This is a genomic window from Clostridioides sp. ES-S-0005-03, assembly GCF_020658455.1.
Classification (GTDB): Bacteria; Bacillota; Clostridia; order Peptostreptococcales; family Peptostreptococcaceae; genus Clostridioides.
Genome location: NZ_JACVWI010000003.1, coordinates 64,218 through 81,515, shown reverse-complemented (window position 1 = coordinate 81,515; position 17,298 = coordinate 64,218). Strand labels below are relative to the sequence as shown.

Sequence of the window (17,298 nt, the reverse complement as noted above, 5' to 3'; positions counted from 1 at the left end):
TGTATATATGACAAAATCACTAAATACTTTCAACAAAAACTTCAACTTAATGGTATTAGGTCAAATAATTTCGCTGTTTGGTGCCTCAATACTTAAATTCGCTTTATCCTTGTACATACTTGATATGACAGGAAAAGCTGGAATATTTGCTACGATACTTGCAGTATCTTCAATTCCAATTATAATATGTTCCCCTATTGGTGGAGCTATTGCAGATAAATTTAATAAAAGAAATTTAATGGTTATTTTTGATTTTTCAAGTAGTTTAACTGTTCTAGTCTTAGCATTATTTTTATTTAACAATAAAGGTTCAATACTGATTGTAGGAATTATCATGACTATACTTTCAATAATAAGTACGATGTATCAACCCACTGTTCAGTCGAGTACACCTATCCTAGTTGATAGTAAAAATTTAATGAATGCAAATGGTGTCGTAGCTGGAGTTGCATCTCTTACAAATATCGCTGGACCTGTACTAGGTGGTGTTTTATATGGAATTCTTGGAGTTAATGCTATTGTAATTATCAGTTGTATAAGCTTCTTTTTATCAGCTATTATGGAAATGTTTATTCAGATGCCTTTTGTTAAACAAGAACAGTCTGATAATATCATAAAGTCTATCTTTAATGATATAAAAGATGGTATTGTCCATATATGTAAAGAAAATCCTACTCTATTAAAAATATTATTTATAGCAATGGCATTAAACCTCTTTTTAACTTCAATGATAATTGTAGGTATACCATATATAATAAAAATAACAATGGGTGCTAATGATACCTTATATGGTACTGCACAGGGAGCAATATCATTTAGTTCACTAGTAGCTGCTATAAGTATTGGCATGTTCTCTAAACATATAAAAATTAGTAATTTATATATATACCTTTGTATATGTGCACTGATGTTTATTCCAATGGCATTTTCGGTATATCCATCTATATTACAAACAGGGTTGGCAGCACCATTTTTAATTCTTGTAATATCCTCTATGTTAATATTTTTCATGACAACAATTATTTCAATATTTGCCATAACAATAACTCAATTAGAAACTCCAAATGAACTGTTAGGAAAAGTAATGGCTATACTTTTTGCAGGAACAGCAGCCGCAATGCCTCTTGGTCAGGTCATATATGGTAAACTTTTTGATTTATTATCAGATAGAGTTTACATTATTATTATAGGAGTTGGTATAGTTACATTCTTTATAGCAATTATTTCAAAAATAATATTAAAAGACAAAAGTGCTAAGTACAGCAAATAGAGATTTTATTATATTCTAATTGTATTTTTTACAAATAATATAAGCAGAATATTTATATTCATAGATACATTATGATGTTTGATTTTAGTCTTAATTTTACAAAATATACAAAACTATACGACTGTAGCATAATATATGAATGTGTCATATATACTGATAAAATTTTAATTTTCACTAATTTCTGAATTTAAATGCAAAATTATGCATTAGTGTGTTGACGTATTGGAAATTGATTGATATAATCAATGAAAAATAAGCTTTATAAAAATTCAAAATATTCAGCTAGAGGAGTGATAGTAATGAGTTACATGCCAAATTTAGAGCAAGCATGGGAAATCTTAAAAAAATACAATAAGGAAGAATTTCATATAAGACATGCTCAAATTGTATCTGGTGTTATGAGATATTATGCAAAAGAATACGACCCTGAAAGAGTAGAATTTTGGGAAATCGTTGGACTTTTACATGACTTAGACTTTGAGATGTATCCTGAAGAACATTGTGTTAAGCAAAGAGAATTAATGACTGAACTTGATTTAGATAAATCAATAATTGATTCTACTGTAAGTCATGGATATGGATTGACTGGCTCAGACGTTAAACCAGAGCAATTTATGGAAAAAGTTTTATTTGCTGTAGATGAACTTACTGGATTAATTGGTGCTGCTGCAATAATGCGTCCTTCAAAAAGTGTATCTGATTTAGAATTAAAGTCTGTTAAAAAGAAATTTAAAGATAAATCTTTTGCTGCTGGCTGTTCTAGAGATGTTATAAGAAGTGGTGCAGAAATGCTTGATTGGGAACTTGACAAACTTATACAAACAACTATAGAGGCTATGAGAAGCCTAATTCCAGAAATGGAAATATAGGCTATCATACATATAAAGTAAGTATAATAAAACCAAATTAAATACTAGAACAACTTTATTTATATAGAGTATCTGATTATGTATTTATCGATTTAATAGTTTCACTAATAAGCAGTTACGTTGATACAAATGTTTTGTTGATTTTATCAATATAACATAACTTTAGTTGCAATAGAAGTTACATCTCTAAAGAGTTTTTCTCCTTTCGATGCAACTTCTTTTTTATGTTATTTTGTCTACTGATTCCACCCCTGTTATCTACTTCCAGCCACATTACCTCTAAATCTCAGACTTTATATTTTAAAACTCATTCTATGCACGACTCACTATATGTACAACACACTATTTGTACAACACACTATATGTATGATTCACTATATAACACACTAATTTAAATAGATTCTTATAGGTAATAATTAAGTCTATTATCTTTATAAAATTATATTATTTACTCATGACACATCAAATTATATATTAATTGCTTTTTTCACATTCCTAAGTGGTATAGCAATCTTCACTACAAATTTTTTATCATCATATTCAATTACAACATTACCTCCATATTTATTTACAGAGTTTTTTATACTTTTTATTCCTAGCCCATGAAGTGCATCTTTTTTATCTGTTACAATTTGTCCGTTCTTTGTGATAATTTCATTTACTTTAGTGTTTTCCACTTTTATAAGATAAAAATTTTGTAAAACATCACCTTTAACACAAATTACTTTACTCCCCTCCTCAATTTTTTTACATGCTTCAATTGCATTATCTAAGATATTTGAAAATATATGACATACATCTATTAATTCAATAGCTTCACAGTGACCAAAATTTATTCCTATTTTAAGTTCTATATTATTTTTATCACAAACTTCTTTCTTCTCACTCAATATAGCATCTAAGATAAAATTACCAGTATTAAATAAAATATCATTACTTTGAATCTCCATCTGTAAGTCATCTAAATATGAAGTAACATCAATACCTTTTTTAACCATAGTTTTTATACATAAGATATGATTTTTCATATCATGACTTAATAATCTAGTTTTTAAATGTTTCTTTTCTATATCCTCATAATATTCATTTTTATTATGTAAAACGTTTTTAATCATATTATTTTCTGCTATTAATGCATTATACTCTTGTAATTTTTTAGCAACTAAAATCAAGATAATACTTGATAGAAGTAACATGATAGAGATTATAAGTAATTGATAATTATGTATTAAACTACCACTAGTTTTAGGATTAAATATGTATTCAAAAATAGCAAAGAAAGACGCTATATTGGCAATTATAGGTATAATTACATATGTTAATGTCTTTTTATTTATTTCTATATTCAATTTTATTTTTAATGTCTTATATAAAAATAAAATTAAAAGCAAAATTGTCTTTCCAGATACAATTGACTCAATTCTATATATATTTTCTGTTAACATTTGGCTCATATCATCTATTGAATTAATCCAAATTGTTAAAGACATGCTCAAAGCATCTATACCCATTAACAACATCCAATACATTAAAGATATTAGTATGGCTTTTGTAAGCCTTACTCTATATGAAATTTTGTAAAATGCAATCATAATCATCACAGATATAATTACTCTTATATTTGGAATTACGTCAAAGAAATAAAATATATTAGCAAAAATAATAATACCTATCATGTAAAGATTTATTCTTTTATTGGAAATTTTTTGTATACTTGTGTAATCTAGTATTTTTTTACAAACAAACCATTCTATGATAAAAGACATAGCAATGAAAATATTCCAAAACAAATTTGACTTTATCATAATATTTTCTCCTAGTGTATTAATAATTTAATTTTTAAAATTTTCCATATAACTTAATTATATACGACTCTACACCTGTAGTAAATACCTTGATAGAATTATCCTAAATAAATTGAATTTTATTTTATTTTTTAATAATATCATTACATATGCTAATATATTTAAGCATTCTTCCTTCTTCCAATTTAATAACAACATCATTTCTCTATAAATAACTATAAAAGTACGTTTTTCATATGATTTAGTATGTAATTCTCTCCTAAAACGATATAAAACTGTAAGAATTATAATAAAATAAATTTTATCACACGAAATACATTGACAGGCGAGGTATATAAAAGTATTATATACTTAAACGGAGGTGATGTTTATGAAAATCGCATCTGATATGATAAGAGGTCATACAGAAACAATTATCTTAAAGCATTTACTTGAAAAAGATAGCTATGGTTATGAGATTAATAAATCTATATTAGAAAAAACACAAGGCTTGTATGAGTTAAAAGAAGCAACCTTATACACAGCCTTTCGTAGACTTGAACAATCTGGTGCAATAACATCTTATTGGGGTGATGAGGCTACTGGTGCTAGAAGAAAATATTATTCTATAACAAGCGAAGGTAGAGAAAAATATAAAAAAAGCCGTGAAGAATGGGATAATACAAAATTGTTAATAGACACATTAATTTAGGAGGTGAAAATATGTTAGATAAAATACATGATTATATTGAACAAAGCTTTACAGAAGTTAAAGAAACAAGAAAGGTCAAAGAACTTAAAGATGAACTATTCGAAAATCTAAAAGAAAAATACAGCGACCAAATACAAAATGGTAAGTCAAAGCAAGAAGCATATAATTCAGTAATATTTGGGATTGGAGATTTATCTGAATTAATTGAAAGTGTTAAAGAACCATATTTTATGTCTTCTGAATTAATTGAAGAAAGAAAAAAAAGAGCTTTGAGAGTATCAATAGCAATTGCTCTTTTTATAATAAGTCCATTTTTAACTGCTGTTTTAATTGTAAACTTGGGTATCCAACCAACTCTGGCTAGTCTTCCAATGTTTATATTAATAGCAGTTGGAACAGGTCTATTAGTCTACAATGGAATGACAAAGCAAAACTATAGTCCATCTGATGATACTATTGTAGAAGAATTCAAAGAATGGAGAGTAAAAACTAAAAGTACAAATCTTGCTTATAAATCATTTATGAGTGCATATTGGATGATAATAGTTGGCATTTTTTTAATTGTTAATATATGTTTTGATGCTTGGAGCTTTTCATGGATAATATTCATAATAGGTGCTGCGGGAATTCATATAGTCGAAGGTGTACTACAATTAAAAGACGCGGAGGAGGATGATAAATATGAATAAAAAATTTTTAAAAATAAAAATTATTGTTTGGAGTATTGTGGCTATAGTATTTTCTATAATATTTATTATTTTCCTTACAAATACTATTACTTCATCTAAATATGATGTCAAAGATTTGATTAAAGGTTCAGTTAAAAATGAAAGTTTTTTATCCTCTAATAAAAATTATGATAAGTATATAACTGTTAAAAGTGAGAGTTTTTCAAATAAAATAAATAATATTGATGTTGACTGGATTTCAGGTGAAGTTAGAGTTTTAAAGAGTGATTCTAATAAAATCAAATTAATTCAAAAAGCTCCTTCTAATTTTTCAAGGAAAAAGATTGCAAAAATAAAGGTTGATGGTAATACCCTTTCTATCATTGATAATTCTGCAAAAAAATTCTTCATTGGAATTGGACTTCCAAAATCAACAGTACTTGAACTATATTTACCTGAAAAATTATATAACAATATAAATGTATCTACTACTTCAGCAGATATATATAGTACTTATCTTAAAAGTAACATGGCGTATATTGAATCAGTTTCAGGTAATATAGAAATGTATGGTAAGATTGACAAAATGACTTTAGAGACAACTAGTAGCAATATCAACATAAAAAAACTTGATAGTAAAAGTGTTACCTGTAATTCAATATCTGGTAAAATTCAACTTTCTGGTAAAACTGACGATTTGAAGATAAATACAACAAGTGGAGATATAGATTTAGAAAATATGGACAATAAGAATCTTATATGCGAATCAACTTCTGGTAAAGTTAATATAGAGGGTAAATTTTCCAATATCAAATCTGAGACAACTAGTGGAGATATAAAAATTAATTCAAGTGCAATGTTGTCTTCTTTCAAATGTGATACTACTTCTGGTGATATTGATTTGTATATTCCTGAGAATTCAGGATTTATCTTAGATTTTAGTAAGGTCTCTGGTAATTTAAATAGTAGTTTTAAATTACTTCAGGATGGCGATTCATATGTTTATAAAAATGGGACTGCAAAGATGTATGTGGATACTACAAGTGCCGATTTAAATATTATAAAAAATAACTAACAAAAAATAGCGATATTAAAGCTTTGTATAAACTACATAAAGATAATATACATTAAAAAGTTATATAAATTACACGAAGATAAATCTTTATATCTTATAAGCAAAAATTAGAGGCACATTATCATAAAAAATATGACTAAATGTGCCTCTAATTATAATTATTTATTCACAAGATACTTATCTATACAGAAAATATCTATCTATACACAAGTTAACATTTTATATATCAATTAACTTTATTTTATATATTAGTTTTGAATAACACTTTCTCTTGACTCAATTTCTTTTGAAATACTAGCTATAAACTCATCTAATTTAATACTGCCTATTTCACCTTTATCTCTTGATCTTACAGAAACATTATTTTCAGCTACTTCTTTTTCACCTACTACTAACATATAAGGAACTTTTTCAAGTTGAGCTTCTCTTATTTTAAATCCAATTTTTTCAGCTCTATCATCTAATTCAACTCTTATACCTTTATCAAATAATACTTTTTTAACTTCATTAGCATAATCCATAAACTTATCAGATATAGGAAGTATCTTAACTTGAGTTGGAGATAACCAAACTGGGAATTTGCCAGCATAATGTTCAATTAATATACCTATAAATCTCTCTATACTACCAAAAGCAACTCTATGAATCATAACTGGTCTATGTTTCTCACCATCTTGTCCAATATAAGTATTATCAAATTGTCTTGGAAGTTGCATATCTAATTGGATAGTACCACATTGCCAAGTTCTTCCTAAACAGTCTCTTAAATGGAAGTCTATCTTAGGACCATAGAATGCCCCATCACCTTCATTTATAGTATATGGTAGACCTAACTCTTCTAAAGCTTCTCTTAATCCATTTTCAGCTGCTTCCCACTCTTCTTCGCTTCCCATAGAATTTTCTGGTCTTGTAGATAATTCTAGATTGTATTCAAATCCAAAAGTCTTGTAAATACCATCTATTAGATTAGCTACACCTTTTATTTCATCTTTGATTTGTTCTGGTAACATGAATATATGTGAATCATCTTGAGTAAATGCTCTAACTCTCATTAATCCTTGTAATGCTCCAGATAACTCATGTCTATGAACTCTACCAAGCTCTGCAACTCTCATTGGGAAATCTCTATATGAGTGTAATTGAGAATTGTAGTAAATTAATCCACCAGGACAGTTCATAGGTTTTATAGCATAATCCTCGTCATCTATTTTAACTGTATACATATTCTCTTTGTAATGATACCAGTGACCTGAAGTCTCCCATAATTTTCTGTTTAATATAATTGGAGATTCTATTTCAATATATCCAGCTTTTCTGTGTATTTCTCTCCAGAATTTTAATAATTCATTTTTAAGTTCCATTCCTTTTGGTAAGAACATAGGGAATCCAGGACCTTCATCAGGTATCATAAATAAACCTAATTCTTTACCTAATTTTCTATGGTCTCTTTTTTTAGCTTCTTCTAATAAGTGTAGGTACTCTTCTAAATCTTTATTTTTTTCAAAAGAAGTTCCATAGATTCTTTGAAGCATTTTATTTTTTTCGTCACCACGCCAGTATGCACCTGCTACACTTTGTAATTTAACAGCTTTAACCTTTTTAGTAGATGGTAAATGTGGTCCTCTACATAAATCAGTAAAATCACCTTGTTTGTAGAAAGATATTATTTCACTTTCAGGTAAATCAGATATAAGCTCTACCTTATAATCTTCTCCTTGTTCTTTCATAAGTTCTAAAGCTTCATTTCTAGGAAGTTCAAATCTTTCTATTTTTAAATCTTCTTTAGCTATTTTTTTCATTTCAGCTTCTATTTTTTCCAAGTCTTCTGGAACTAATCTATGTTCTAAATCTATATCATAATAGAATCCATTCTCTATACTTGGCCCTATAGCAAGTTTTGCTTCTGGGTAAAGTCTCTTTATAGCTTGAGCTAACATATGTGCTGATGTATGTCTAAAAACGTCTTTTCCTTCTTTATCTTCAAATTTAAATAAGTTTAAATCACAATCACTATCTATCATGTGGTCCAGACCTACAACCTCTCCGTTCACAGATGCTGCTACCACATTTCTAGCTAATCCTTCACTAATGGATTTAGCCACATCCATAACAGAAAGAGCATTTTCAAATTCTTTTATTGAACCATCTTTTAAAGCAACTTTAATCATTGTTTTTTCCTCCTTATTGAGATAATTTTTAAATTTTTTGTAATAAAAAATCGCCCCAAATATATTTGGGACGATATTAATTCGCGGTTCCACCCAAGTTGGTGTATACAAATATATACAACCCTCTTGATGACTATAAGGTAGTCACCCGAGCACTTTCACAAATCGTGTAAAACAAATATTGCTAATAAGCTCAGCTCCAAGGTAGTTTTCAAATAGACCTATTACATGGGTTTTCAGCCATAGACCCAGATTCTCTGTGAATGGTTTCCACTCTACTCTTCCTCTTCAACACTATAATTTTTGATATATTTTCATTATAACAGATAGTCATACATCAATCAACATTAATGTAATATATTAATTACCCATTATTTTTCATCTCAATCAATTTTAAACTAATATTCTTATATTTTATATTAATTTAATCTTTTGATTTATAGTAATATTATAATATTTTCACTAATTTTAAATTTTTAAAGCATATCTACATGCATGATAGATATAACTAGATAAATATAGTCACTAATCCTTGAACTATACCTATTAAGAAACCTAATACAAGACCTAAGATTTCTATATGTTTTAATTCATTTTTAGCTATTCTTATGATTATTTCTTCTAGTTCATATAAATCTAGTTCATTAATCTTATCTTCGACCATTTTTTGTATATCTATACGCTCATTTGCTTTATTTATTATATTTTTGCTCAATTCATCTATGCTCTGTTTCACTTCAGATTCAATTATATCTCCTAAATAGTCCTGAATCATGTTCTTTATACTGCTTGGTATAAATGAAACTTTCTCATGTATGATAATTTTCACCCTTGCTTTTATGTATCTTACAACTTCTTCCTTATCTTCGTCAGTAATGATATTTGCAAGTATTTCGTCCATTGAAAGAAATTCGTTTTGAATTATTTCACCTACATTTGCTGCTATTTCTGCTCTTCTCTTTGGTATAAGACCTACTATCTCTATATTTAAAATAGGTATCTTAATAGGTACTATTGGTCTAAATATCAGTCTTATAGCAACTACATTTGTGACATAACCTATAAATCCACCAATAACAGCTAATATTAGTATCCTAATTAAATTATCCATTATAAAACTTCTCCTTATCAATTGTATATTTGTTAGCTATATTTTATCTTTAATAACTCTAGTTATATTATAGCTTTATATACAATTATAAGTCTTTCGTGTCGATTTCAAAAGAATTTTTTGATTTCTAATTTTTATTTTTATTATTTTAGTTGTATTTTACTATCTTTTAACTCTGATTTATCTGTAATTTGAGTATATTTTTATTTTTAACTATCTTTTCAAATCTTAAATTATATCTTTCAATTCTAATTTTCCATAATTATACTAACTTTATTTTCAAAAATTGCTTCTACTGTATCTATGATTTCCTTTGAGCAATTGTTATTTAATAAATCTAATATTTCTATCTTCTTAGGGCATAAAGTTAATAAGGTACTTATTAAAAAGTCCTCATAATTTAAATTTTCTCTTATGACCATATTTATAATTTCTTCATCATCTATACTGTCTATTTTATTTCCATTTTTATCGTATAAAATAAATGTATTATCTTCCATTATATGAACTTTAAGTAAATCTATCTTTTCTTCTTGAGTATCTATAAAATATTTTAAAACTCTTATAAACTCATCTTGGTCTCTTTTTATTAAATACTCTTCAACTGCAATATCACCTATAGCAGAAATATATTTCATAAATTCTCTCATTCTAAATCTAATAAAACCTTCGACATTTATAAAATCATTTTCCTCTATATAGTTTCTAACCCTTGTAAATACTGTTTCTCTCATAAAAATCTCTTTTTTAGCAAATATGTTTAGTGAATATATGTATATATTATTTTTATCTTCAGGATATGTACGCCCATAGCATTTTAGAATGTATTCTTTTAAAAGTTTCTCTTTCATTATACTTATTATCATACTAGTTATTTCTGTAGATATTTCATCAATATTTAGAGCTCTTTGTTCAGTTTTAGTACCATTAAGTATCTTCTTATTTAATACTTCTTGCTTTGCAGAATCAATTACGACTTCTACAATGTCATTTGTATATATTAATCTATCGTTTACATTATTATTCCTCAAAAATTTCATAGAAGAAATATTATCCTTCTCAACCAAAGTTATCGCTCCTTTCTCGTCATGAGAGGAACTATAGAACCTATATCGAGTAAATTTTCACTACTAAGTGTAACTATCTCCTTGTTTTTACTTTCTATAAAACTTTTTATACGTTCATAGTCAGGATGTTTTTTAACATCTCCACAAAAAGCTAGTTTATCCTTAGAAATTAACCCTGTACATCCACCTATAAATCCATAATTCATCTCAAATAAATTTATATGACCTTTTTCTATTAATAAACACTCTATTTCTGTATTCTTCATGCTTTTCCAAATACCTTTATCTGATGTTATTATAGATGTTCTATCTACTATACAGATTGAGCATTTAGAATAGCCCTGCTCTATATTTATCTTTTTAAGTTTATTATTTTCAATATAATCTAATATCGCTCTGTCAGTGTACTTAAAATTGTGTATGGCATAATCACCAACTATAGCAATATTGTAAGGTATATCATAAGGATATTTATTTGATAAATTAGCTTCTCCCTTAATTATATTAAATTTATGTTTACTTAATAACTCTTTGTATTGATTATATACATTCGGCGCAACAATTATATCTCCTTTTCCTAAATTACAAATACATATATCTGGGTGATATTTTATACTTTCATATAATTCTTTACATTCTATTGTTTTTATTATTTCTATATTTCTTAATTTTAATTCATTTTCCATTAGATAACTAATTCTTTTGTCCACCAAAGCTAGACACAAATCGTCATCTAGTATAAATGGCTCTCTTGTAAATTCCATTTTTTACTCCTTTTTATTTTTTTTGATAAATTTTTTATTTGAATATAAATAAAGTGTGCAGTAGATTTTTTCTACTTACACACTTATTATTGGACTTTTATGTAATTAATCTAAATTAATTAATGTTTTTTTTGATAAATTTTTATAAAAACTCTACTCTATCATCTAATTGATTTTAATTTAGCTATATCGTTCCAATTGCTTGCTGTTACTATTTCAATTTTATTTAAGTCTCTTTTTATCTCTTGTGTGTCTCCTTTAACAGCTACAACATGTTTTTCTGTATATTCTAATTCTACCTTTGTGTCTTTTAAATCTTTTTTAATTTCTACTAGATTATTTTCTATCTTATCTAATCTAGAGTCTATTCCATTAAATCTAACATCTACTTTATCTAGTCTTATGTCTACTTCATCAAATCTAGTACCCATCTTCTCTAGTCTTATGTCTACCTCATCAAATCTAGCATCCATTTTATCCAGTCTTATGTCTACCTCATCAAATCTAGCATCCATTTTATCCAGTCTTATGTCTACCTCATCAAATCTAGCATCCATTTTATCTAGTCTTATGTCTACTTCATCAAATCTATCACCCATCTTCTCTAGTCTTATGTCTACCTCATCAAATCTAGCATCCATTTTATCTAGTCTTGTATCCATCTTATCTAATCTGTTTTCTAATTTATTAAATCTGTCGTTAATACTGTTTTGCATTTTGTCTAGAAATTGCAAAATTTTGTCTTCCATATGTATCAACTCCTCTATAGATAATTATAACATTCCACACAAATACTATACATATCTTCAGCAATAATTAGTATGTACTTTTCACCTTATTGTACTCTTTTTTTACATATTCCAAAACATCTGGTGGTATGTTTCTATTGCTATTTGGAGTAAGTCCAATTTCTCCATCTTTTATCTTAAACTCCATGACTTTACTTCCCTTAAAACCATCCTTTACAACATTCTGTATCAATTCATAAACAGGCTGTTCTACATCCTTTACAATCGAACTTATTACATTATCTGGAGCCATATCATATTGGTCTTTATTAATAGCTATAACTTTACCACCATTTTCTCTAGCTACCTGAATAGCTCTTTTCCCATCATCCTCTGTGGCTGAAAATACAACATCTCTATCAGAATCTCTCATTTCTTTTGCAATAGTTCTAGCTGACTCAGGATTTTCAAATACATTTGCATACTTTACCAATAAATCAGCATTTTTATTTGAAGTTTTAAGACCTTTTCTAAATCCAGATTCATATTTGTCTCTACTAGAGCCTTCAACCCCTCCTATAAATCCTACTTTACCAGTGTCAGTCATTTTTCCTGCAATAAGACCTGCCAAATATCCAGTGGAATTATCTTGAAATGATACAGAAATTACATTAGCTGGTTGAACCTTATAATTATAATCAACTATTGCAAATTGCTGTTTTGGATATTTTGTAGCAGCTTGTTTAATCGGTTCTGCAAATCTAGCTCCAACTGCTATTATCAAGTCTGGTTCATATTTATATAATTTTTCTATGCTATTTTCAAAGTCATTAAAAGTCTTTGGTCTTTCAATCTTCTCTCTAATATCAAAATCCTCATCAGCTCTTTTTAAAGCTGACAGTACATTATTATTATACGATTCATTACCTAAATTTTCAGTATCTAACAATACTCCAACAGTTTTTCTTACATAAGAATCATCTTCCAATTCATCCTCATCATTGCTACTTTCACTATTTGACTTATCTTTATCAGACAAAGTTGACACATTCTTAGATTCACTTTGTTTAGACTTATTATTATTTATATTAGAATTATTATTTACTCTATTAAATCCAAAATCAAAATTACAGATAAATAGTATAAAAACTGTAAAGAGTATGACAAAACAAAACATCAATATCCTTTTTATTTTCACAAAACTCACTCCCTGACATAGAACATGAAGTCTCTATAAATTATTTATTGTTCTTATTTACATATTCTAACACATCAGGAGGAATATTTTGAGAACTATTTTGAGCAAGTCCAGTACTTCCAGACTTCATTGTATTTTCTATAACTTTACCACCCTTATAATCTCCTTTTACAAAGCTTTGTATTAAGTCATAAGTAGGCTTTTCAAAGTCCTTTACAATAGAACTTATAACATTTTCTGGAGCCAACTCATGCTGATCTTTATTAATTGCTATCACTTTTTTATTCTTTGCTCTAACCATATTTATTACACTCTTTGAATCATCTTCAGTATTAGAAAAAATAATATCTACTCCACTATCCATCATTTTTTTAGCAACAGATTCAGCAGATTTACTATCTTTAAAAATATCTACATACTCAACTGAAATATCTTTTATATTGCTATTAGAAAATTTAACACCTTCTTTAAAGCCAGATTCAAATTTATTTCTACTAGAACCCTCTACTCCACCTATAAAACCAACCTTATCTGTCTCTGTCATCTTTCCAGCAACTAATCCAGCCAAATATCCAGTCTTATTATCCTCAAAAGAAATTGAAGTTATATTAGATGGTTGTTTGTCATACTCATAATCTACAATGGCAAACTGTTGCTTTGGGTATTTCTTGGCTATCTTTTCTAGAGGCTTTGCAAATCTAGAACCAACAGCTATAATCAAGTCAGTATTATCATTACATAAAATATCTATGCTATTAGAAAAAGTTGATGAATCCTCTGATTCCACTTTATTTGTATCTATGTTAAGATTTTTTTGTGCAGTATCTAACGCTAACAAAGCTGAATTATTCATGACTCCATTATTTGACCCTTCAATATCTAATATCATAGATACAGATTTTTTTGAATTTTCTTTGTTACTTAGCTTATTTTTATTATCTTGATTAGAACTAGAATTATTACTTGAATTACTGCTACATCCAACTAACATTCCAGCAGTCATTGCTACAGTTAACATTAATACCAACAATTTTTTTAAACGCATCAAAATCCACTCCTTATATTTTTGTGACATTTTTACATACTATTTACTGATTTGTTATACCTCATTTGCAAGTATTTATTTAATTTTTTCAATAAACTTACCATAAAAAAGTGTGTAATAGATTTCTATCTATTTACACACTTCCCTAAAAACTCAACTTAATATATCAACACTTAATTCTATCTAAAACAAATCATATCTAGTGTATCAATGTTTAACATATCTTATCATAAATTAATAAAAAAATAAATAATCCCAATATAAAAAATTGTTATTTATTTTTTAGACATATAATTCCAGTTACACCAGGACCAGCATGTGCACCTATACACACACCAATTTGGAAAAATTTAATTTCCTTAGGTCTCAATTCATCCTCTATAACTTTAGACAATTGTTCTTTTTCCTTAATGTCATCACTATATCCTATATATATAACTTGGTCTGATAAATCATCCCCACAATTCGATTTTATCAAGTCCATCATCTTAGAAATTACATTCTTCTTACCTCTTACTTGAGATAATTGTGAGACTAACCCTCCTTTTATTTCAAGAATAGGTTTTATATTTAATATACTTCCTATTGCCGCCTTAGTAGATGATATTCTTCCTCCCTTTTGTAAGTACTCCAATGTATCCACTGAAAATATAACAAAAGCTTTTTCTTTTAATTCATCTAAAACAGGTAATATTTCATTAATAGATTTTCCTTCACTTGCAAGCTCTCCTGCTTTTATTACAAGCAGACCAGTTCCCATACAAAGTAAGTTAGAATCATATGTATATATTTCACCTTCTACATCATTCTTCGCCATTACAGCACTTTGATATGTTCCTGTAGCTGTAGCCGAACCAGCTATATAAAGTATTGCTCTACCTTCACTCGTGTATTTTTCAAAAACTTCCTTAAATTGGGCATAAGTAGCTTGAGAAGTTTTTGGATATGCATTTTCTTCTCTAAGTTTTTTATAAAATTCATCTCCAGATATATCAATCCTATCCTTGTATTCTTTTTCTTCTAATATAACTGTTAATGAAACAATATCTATATCATATTTATCTAACAAATCTTTTGGCACGTCCGATAAACTGTCACAGATTATCTTTAGATTTTTCATTAAGTATGCTCCTTTCTAATTTAGGATTATTTAAACTACCTCATATTAGGGTATCCTATTTGTCTTAAAGCCTCATATACTACTATAGCTACTGAATTTGATAAATTTAATGACCTAGCTTTTTCAACATCTAACATAGGTACTCTAATACAAGTATCCATATTTGCTTTCAACAAAGACTCTGGTAATCCCTTTGTTTCTTTCCCAAATACTATAAAACAATTTTCTTCATATTTTACATCTGAATGCGATTGTTTAGCCTTTGTTGTAGAAAAAAAGTATCTACTGTTTGGATATTTTTCTTGTAATTCTTCAAAGCTATCGTAATATTGTATATCAGCTATATCCCAATAGTCAAGACCACATCTTTTTAAGTGCTTATCATCCAATGAAAAACCTAATGGTTTTACTAAATGCAAAGTTGAACCTGTTGCTGCACAAGTTCTTATTATATTTCCTGTATTTTGAGGTATTTCTGGTTCTACTAATACTATATTTAATGACATTTTTATCCTCCTAAATATCGTTCTTGTTTACTAAACTTTATTTTATAAACAGAATAACAATAATATTATACTATCATATATAATAATGTTAATAATAATTTTTATATTATTATATATAATAGTTTTCTATCTAACATTTTCATAAGTATTATTATATCAGAAAATCACTCTTGTACAACTTACTTTAGAAAAGTTATTTCATTTCTTTAAGTTCTTGATAATAATTACAATCATCTTTTATTGGACAGTTTTCACACTCTGGATTTCTAGCTTTACACATTCTTCTTCCATGAAAAATTAATACATGATGTGAGTGTGACCATCTTTCTTTTGGTATGGCTTCCATAAGTGCAAATTCTGTTTTTTGAGGGTTTGGCTCATCTACTATTCCAATTCTATTACTGACTCTAAATACATGTGTATCTACTGCTATTGCTGGATGATTAAAGGCATTACTAAGAACAACGCCTGCTGTCTTTCTCCCAACACCAGGAAGTTTTACAAGCTTTTCTAAAGTATCTGGTACCTCACCATTATATAATTCACACAACTGTTCAGATGTAGCTTTTATTTTTTGAGCCTTACTTTTATAAAGACCACAACTTTTTATCTCTTTACTAATTTCTTCAATACTTAAATCTGCAAAATCTCTTGCTGTATTGTACTTCTTAAACAATTCTGCTGTAACTTTATTTACTCTTACGTCAGTACATTGAGCGGATAATATAGTTGCTATTAAAAGTTCAAAGGCTGTCCCATAATTTAGTTCACATGTAGCATCTGGATATAATTTTTCTAATTCATCTAAAATTTTATTTACATCTTTTTCGTTTTTAGATTCTTTCTTATCCACAGATTTACTTTTAGCTTTCTTATTACTCACTTTTTGTATATTTTTACTAGATTTATTATCTTTTAATTTACTATCTTTTTCACTTTTTTGAGCATCTTTTTTGCTAACTTTGACACTTTTTTTATTATCCTTAATATCTACAAAATTTTCTATATCTTTTTCACCAATTATTTCATCTACTTCTTTTTGAGTTTCAATTTTATTTACATCATTCTTAGTTGCATCATTCTTACTTATATCTTTCTTATTTACACTTTTCATAATTATCCCCCTTAAAATACCAATTTATAAAACATTATTTATATATAGTTTAATCATATCAACAAAAAATAAACATCAACATACAAAACAAAACTTACT

General features: G+C 27.5%; 16 protein-coding genes and 1 other annotated feature. Of the genes, 5 read left to right on the top strand and 11 right to left on the bottom strand.

From position 1 onward, the window contains the following. Positions 1–7 precede the first annotated feature (7 nt). Together IC218_RS13090 and IC218_RS13085 are read left to right on the top strand one after the other, a co-directional pair. Positions 8–1,270: an MFS transporter gene (locus IC218_RS13090; RefSeq protein ID WP_227824637.1), complete on the top strand. Its 1,263-nt coding sequence runs from the start codon at positions 8–10 to the stop codon at positions 1,268–1,270. Positions 1,271–1,569: 299 nt separating this feature from the next. Next, positions 1,570–2,139 carry a hydrolase gene (locus tag IC218_RS13085; RefSeq protein ID WP_227433591.1) on the top strand — a complete coding sequence of 190 codons (570 nt, stop codon included), beginning with the start codon at positions 1,570–1,572 and terminating at the stop codon, positions 2,137–2,139. Positions 2,140–2,606: 467 nt separating this feature from the next. Here the strand turns inward: IC218_RS13085 and IC218_RS13080 are convergent, their stop codons facing one another. Beyond that, complete coding sequence (locus tag IC218_RS13080; RefSeq protein ID WP_227824636.1) at positions 2,607–3,944, bottom strand: ATP-binding protein; 1,338 nt, start codon at positions 3,942–3,944, stop codon at positions 2,607–2,609. A gap of 370 nt (positions 3,945–4,314) precedes the next feature. Between IC218_RS13080 and IC218_RS13075 the strand changes: the two genes are divergently transcribed. Genes IC218_RS13075 through IC218_RS13065 form a run of 3 tightly spaced genes read left to right on the top strand, consistent with a single transcriptional unit; the run spans position 4,315 to position 6,378 of the window. Beyond that, positions 4,315–4,635 carry a PadR family transcriptional regulator gene (locus tag IC218_RS13075; RefSeq protein WP_227433593.1) on the top strand — a complete coding sequence of 107 codons (321 nt, stop codon included), beginning with the start codon at positions 4,315–4,317 and terminating at the stop codon, positions 4,633–4,635. Between the two features lie 11 nt (positions 4,636–4,646). After that, positions 4,647–5,324, top strand: a complete 678-nt coding sequence (locus IC218_RS13070) for a TMEM198/TM7SF3 family protein (protein ID WP_227824635.1) — start codon at positions 4,647–4,649, stop codon at positions 5,322–5,324. After that, positions 5,317–6,378 (top strand): DUF4097 family beta strand repeat-containing protein, encoded by a 1,062-nt coding sequence (locus IC218_RS13065; RefSeq protein WP_227824634.1) that lies wholly within the window; start codon positions 5,317–5,319, stop codon positions 6,376–6,378. Before IC218_RS13070 ends, IC218_RS13065 begins: the two co-directional genes overlap by 8 nt. Positions 6,379–6,626: 248 nt before the next feature. Here the strand turns inward: IC218_RS13065 and thrS are convergent, their stop codons facing one another. The 10 genes from thrS to nth form a co-directional block, all read right to left on the bottom strand. Next, on the bottom strand, positions 6,627–8,546 hold the full coding sequence (thrS, locus tag IC218_RS13060; protein ID WP_227433596.1) for a threonine--tRNA ligase: 1,920 nt from the start codon (positions 8,544–8,546) through the stop codon (positions 6,627–6,629). Positions 8,547–8,609: 63 nt separating this feature from the next. After that, positions 8,610–8,847: a binding site (T-box leader), on the bottom strand. 207 nt (positions 8,848–9,054) lie between these two features. Then, complete coding sequence (locus tag IC218_RS13055) at positions 9,055–9,657, bottom strand: DUF445 domain-containing protein (protein ID WP_227433597.1); 603 nt, start codon at positions 9,655–9,657, stop codon at positions 9,055–9,057. Positions 9,658–9,905: 248 nt separating this feature from the next. After that, the gene (locus tag IC218_RS13050; RefSeq protein ID WP_227433598.1) at positions 9,906–10,724 is read right to left on the bottom strand and encodes a putative sporulation protein YtxC; all 819 of its coding nucleotides are present in this window, start codon (positions 10,722–10,724) and stop codon (positions 9,906–9,908) included. Positions 10,725–10,726: 2 nt separating this feature from the next. After that, positions 10,727–11,488, bottom strand: coding sequence for a DUF6873 family GME fold protein (locus IC218_RS13045; RefSeq protein ID WP_227433599.1), 762 nt, complete (start codon positions 11,486–11,488; stop codon positions 10,727–10,729). 161 nt (positions 11,489–11,649) lie between these two features. Further along, entirely contained in the window at positions 11,650–12,237 is a 588-nt protein-coding gene (locus tag IC218_RS13040; RefSeq protein ID WP_227824633.1) for a hypothetical protein, read from the bottom strand. Between the two features lie 67 nt (positions 12,238–12,304). After that, positions 12,305–13,414 carry a BMP family ABC transporter substrate-binding protein gene (locus IC218_RS13035; RefSeq protein ID WP_227824632.1) on the bottom strand — a complete coding sequence of 370 codons (1,110 nt, stop codon included), beginning with the start codon at positions 13,412–13,414 and terminating at the stop codon, positions 12,305–12,307. 40 nt (positions 13,415–13,454) lie between these two features. Beyond that, positions 13,455–14,459 (bottom strand): BMP family ABC transporter substrate-binding protein, encoded by a 1,005-nt coding sequence (locus tag IC218_RS13030; RefSeq protein ID WP_227433602.1) that lies wholly within the window; start codon positions 14,457–14,459, stop codon positions 13,455–13,457. Between the two features lie 271 nt (positions 14,460–14,730). Next, the gene (locus tag IC218_RS13025) at positions 14,731–15,579 is read right to left on the bottom strand and encodes a DegV family protein (protein WP_227433603.1); all 849 of its coding nucleotides are present in this window, start codon (positions 15,577–15,579) and stop codon (positions 14,731–14,733) included. Positions 15,580–15,614: 35 nt separating this feature from the next. After that, on the bottom strand, positions 15,615–16,085 hold the full coding sequence (gene trmL, locus IC218_RS13020) for a tRNA (uridine(34)/cytosine(34)/5-carboxymethylaminomethyluridine(34)-2'-O)-methyltransferase TrmL (protein ID WP_227433604.1): 471 nt from the start codon (positions 16,083–16,085) through the stop codon (positions 15,615–15,617). 193 nt (positions 16,086–16,278) lie between these two features. Then, on the bottom strand, positions 16,279–17,199 hold the full coding sequence (gene nth, locus IC218_RS13015; protein ID WP_255612943.1) for an endonuclease III: 921 nt from the start codon (positions 17,197–17,199) through the stop codon (positions 16,279–16,281). Between the last annotated feature and the right edge of the window lie 99 nt (positions 17,200–17,298).

Coding starts and splice junctions, on each gene's coding strand:
- IC218_RS13030 (WP_227433602.1), bottom strand. CDS start 14,459: ATGCGTTTAAAAAAATTGTTGGTATTAATGTTAACTGTAGCAATGACT.
- IC218_RS13055 (WP_227433597.1), bottom strand. CDS start 9,657: ATGGATAATTTAATTAGGATACTAATATTAGCTGTTATTGGTGGATTT.
- IC218_RS13080 (WP_227824636.1), bottom strand. CDS start 3,944: ATGATAAAGTCAAATTTGTTTTGGAATATTTTCATTGCTATGTCTTTT.
- IC218_RS13075 (WP_227433593.1), top strand. CDS start 4,315: ATGAAAATCGCATCTGATATGATAAGAGGTCATACAGAAACAATTATC.
- trmL (WP_227433604.1), bottom strand. CDS start 16,085: ATGTCATTAAATATAGTATTAGTAGAACCAGAAATACCTCAAAATACA.
- IC218_RS13090 (WP_227824637.1), top strand. CDS start 8: ATGACAAAATCACTAAATACTTTCAACAAAAACTTCAACTTAATGGTA.
- IC218_RS13085 (WP_227433591.1), top strand. CDS start 1,570: ATGAGTTACATGCCAAATTTAGAGCAAGCATGGGAAATCTTAAAAAAA.
- nth (WP_255612943.1), bottom strand. CDS start 17,199: ATGAAAAGTGTAAATAAGAAAGATATAAGTAAGAATGATGCAACTAAG.
- IC218_RS13025 (WP_227433603.1), bottom strand. CDS start 15,579: ATGAAAAATCTAAAGATAATCTGTGACAGTTTATCGGACGTGCCAAAA.
- IC218_RS13065 (WP_227824634.1), top strand. CDS start 5,317: ATGAATAAAAAATTTTTAAAAATAAAAATTATTGTTTGGAGTATTGTG.
- IC218_RS13045 (WP_227433599.1), bottom strand. CDS start 11,488: ATGGAATTTACAAGAGAGCCATTTATACTAGATGACGATTTGTGTCTA.
- IC218_RS13040 (WP_227824633.1), bottom strand. CDS start 12,237: ATGGAAGACAAAATTTTGCAATTTCTAGACAAAATGCAAAACAGTATT.
- thrS (WP_227433596.1), bottom strand. CDS start 8,546: ATGATTAAAGTTGCTTTAAAAGATGGTTCAATAAAAGAATTTGAAAAT.
- IC218_RS13070 (WP_227824635.1), top strand. CDS start 4,647: ATGTTAGATAAAATACATGATTATATTGAACAAAGCTTTACAGAAGTT.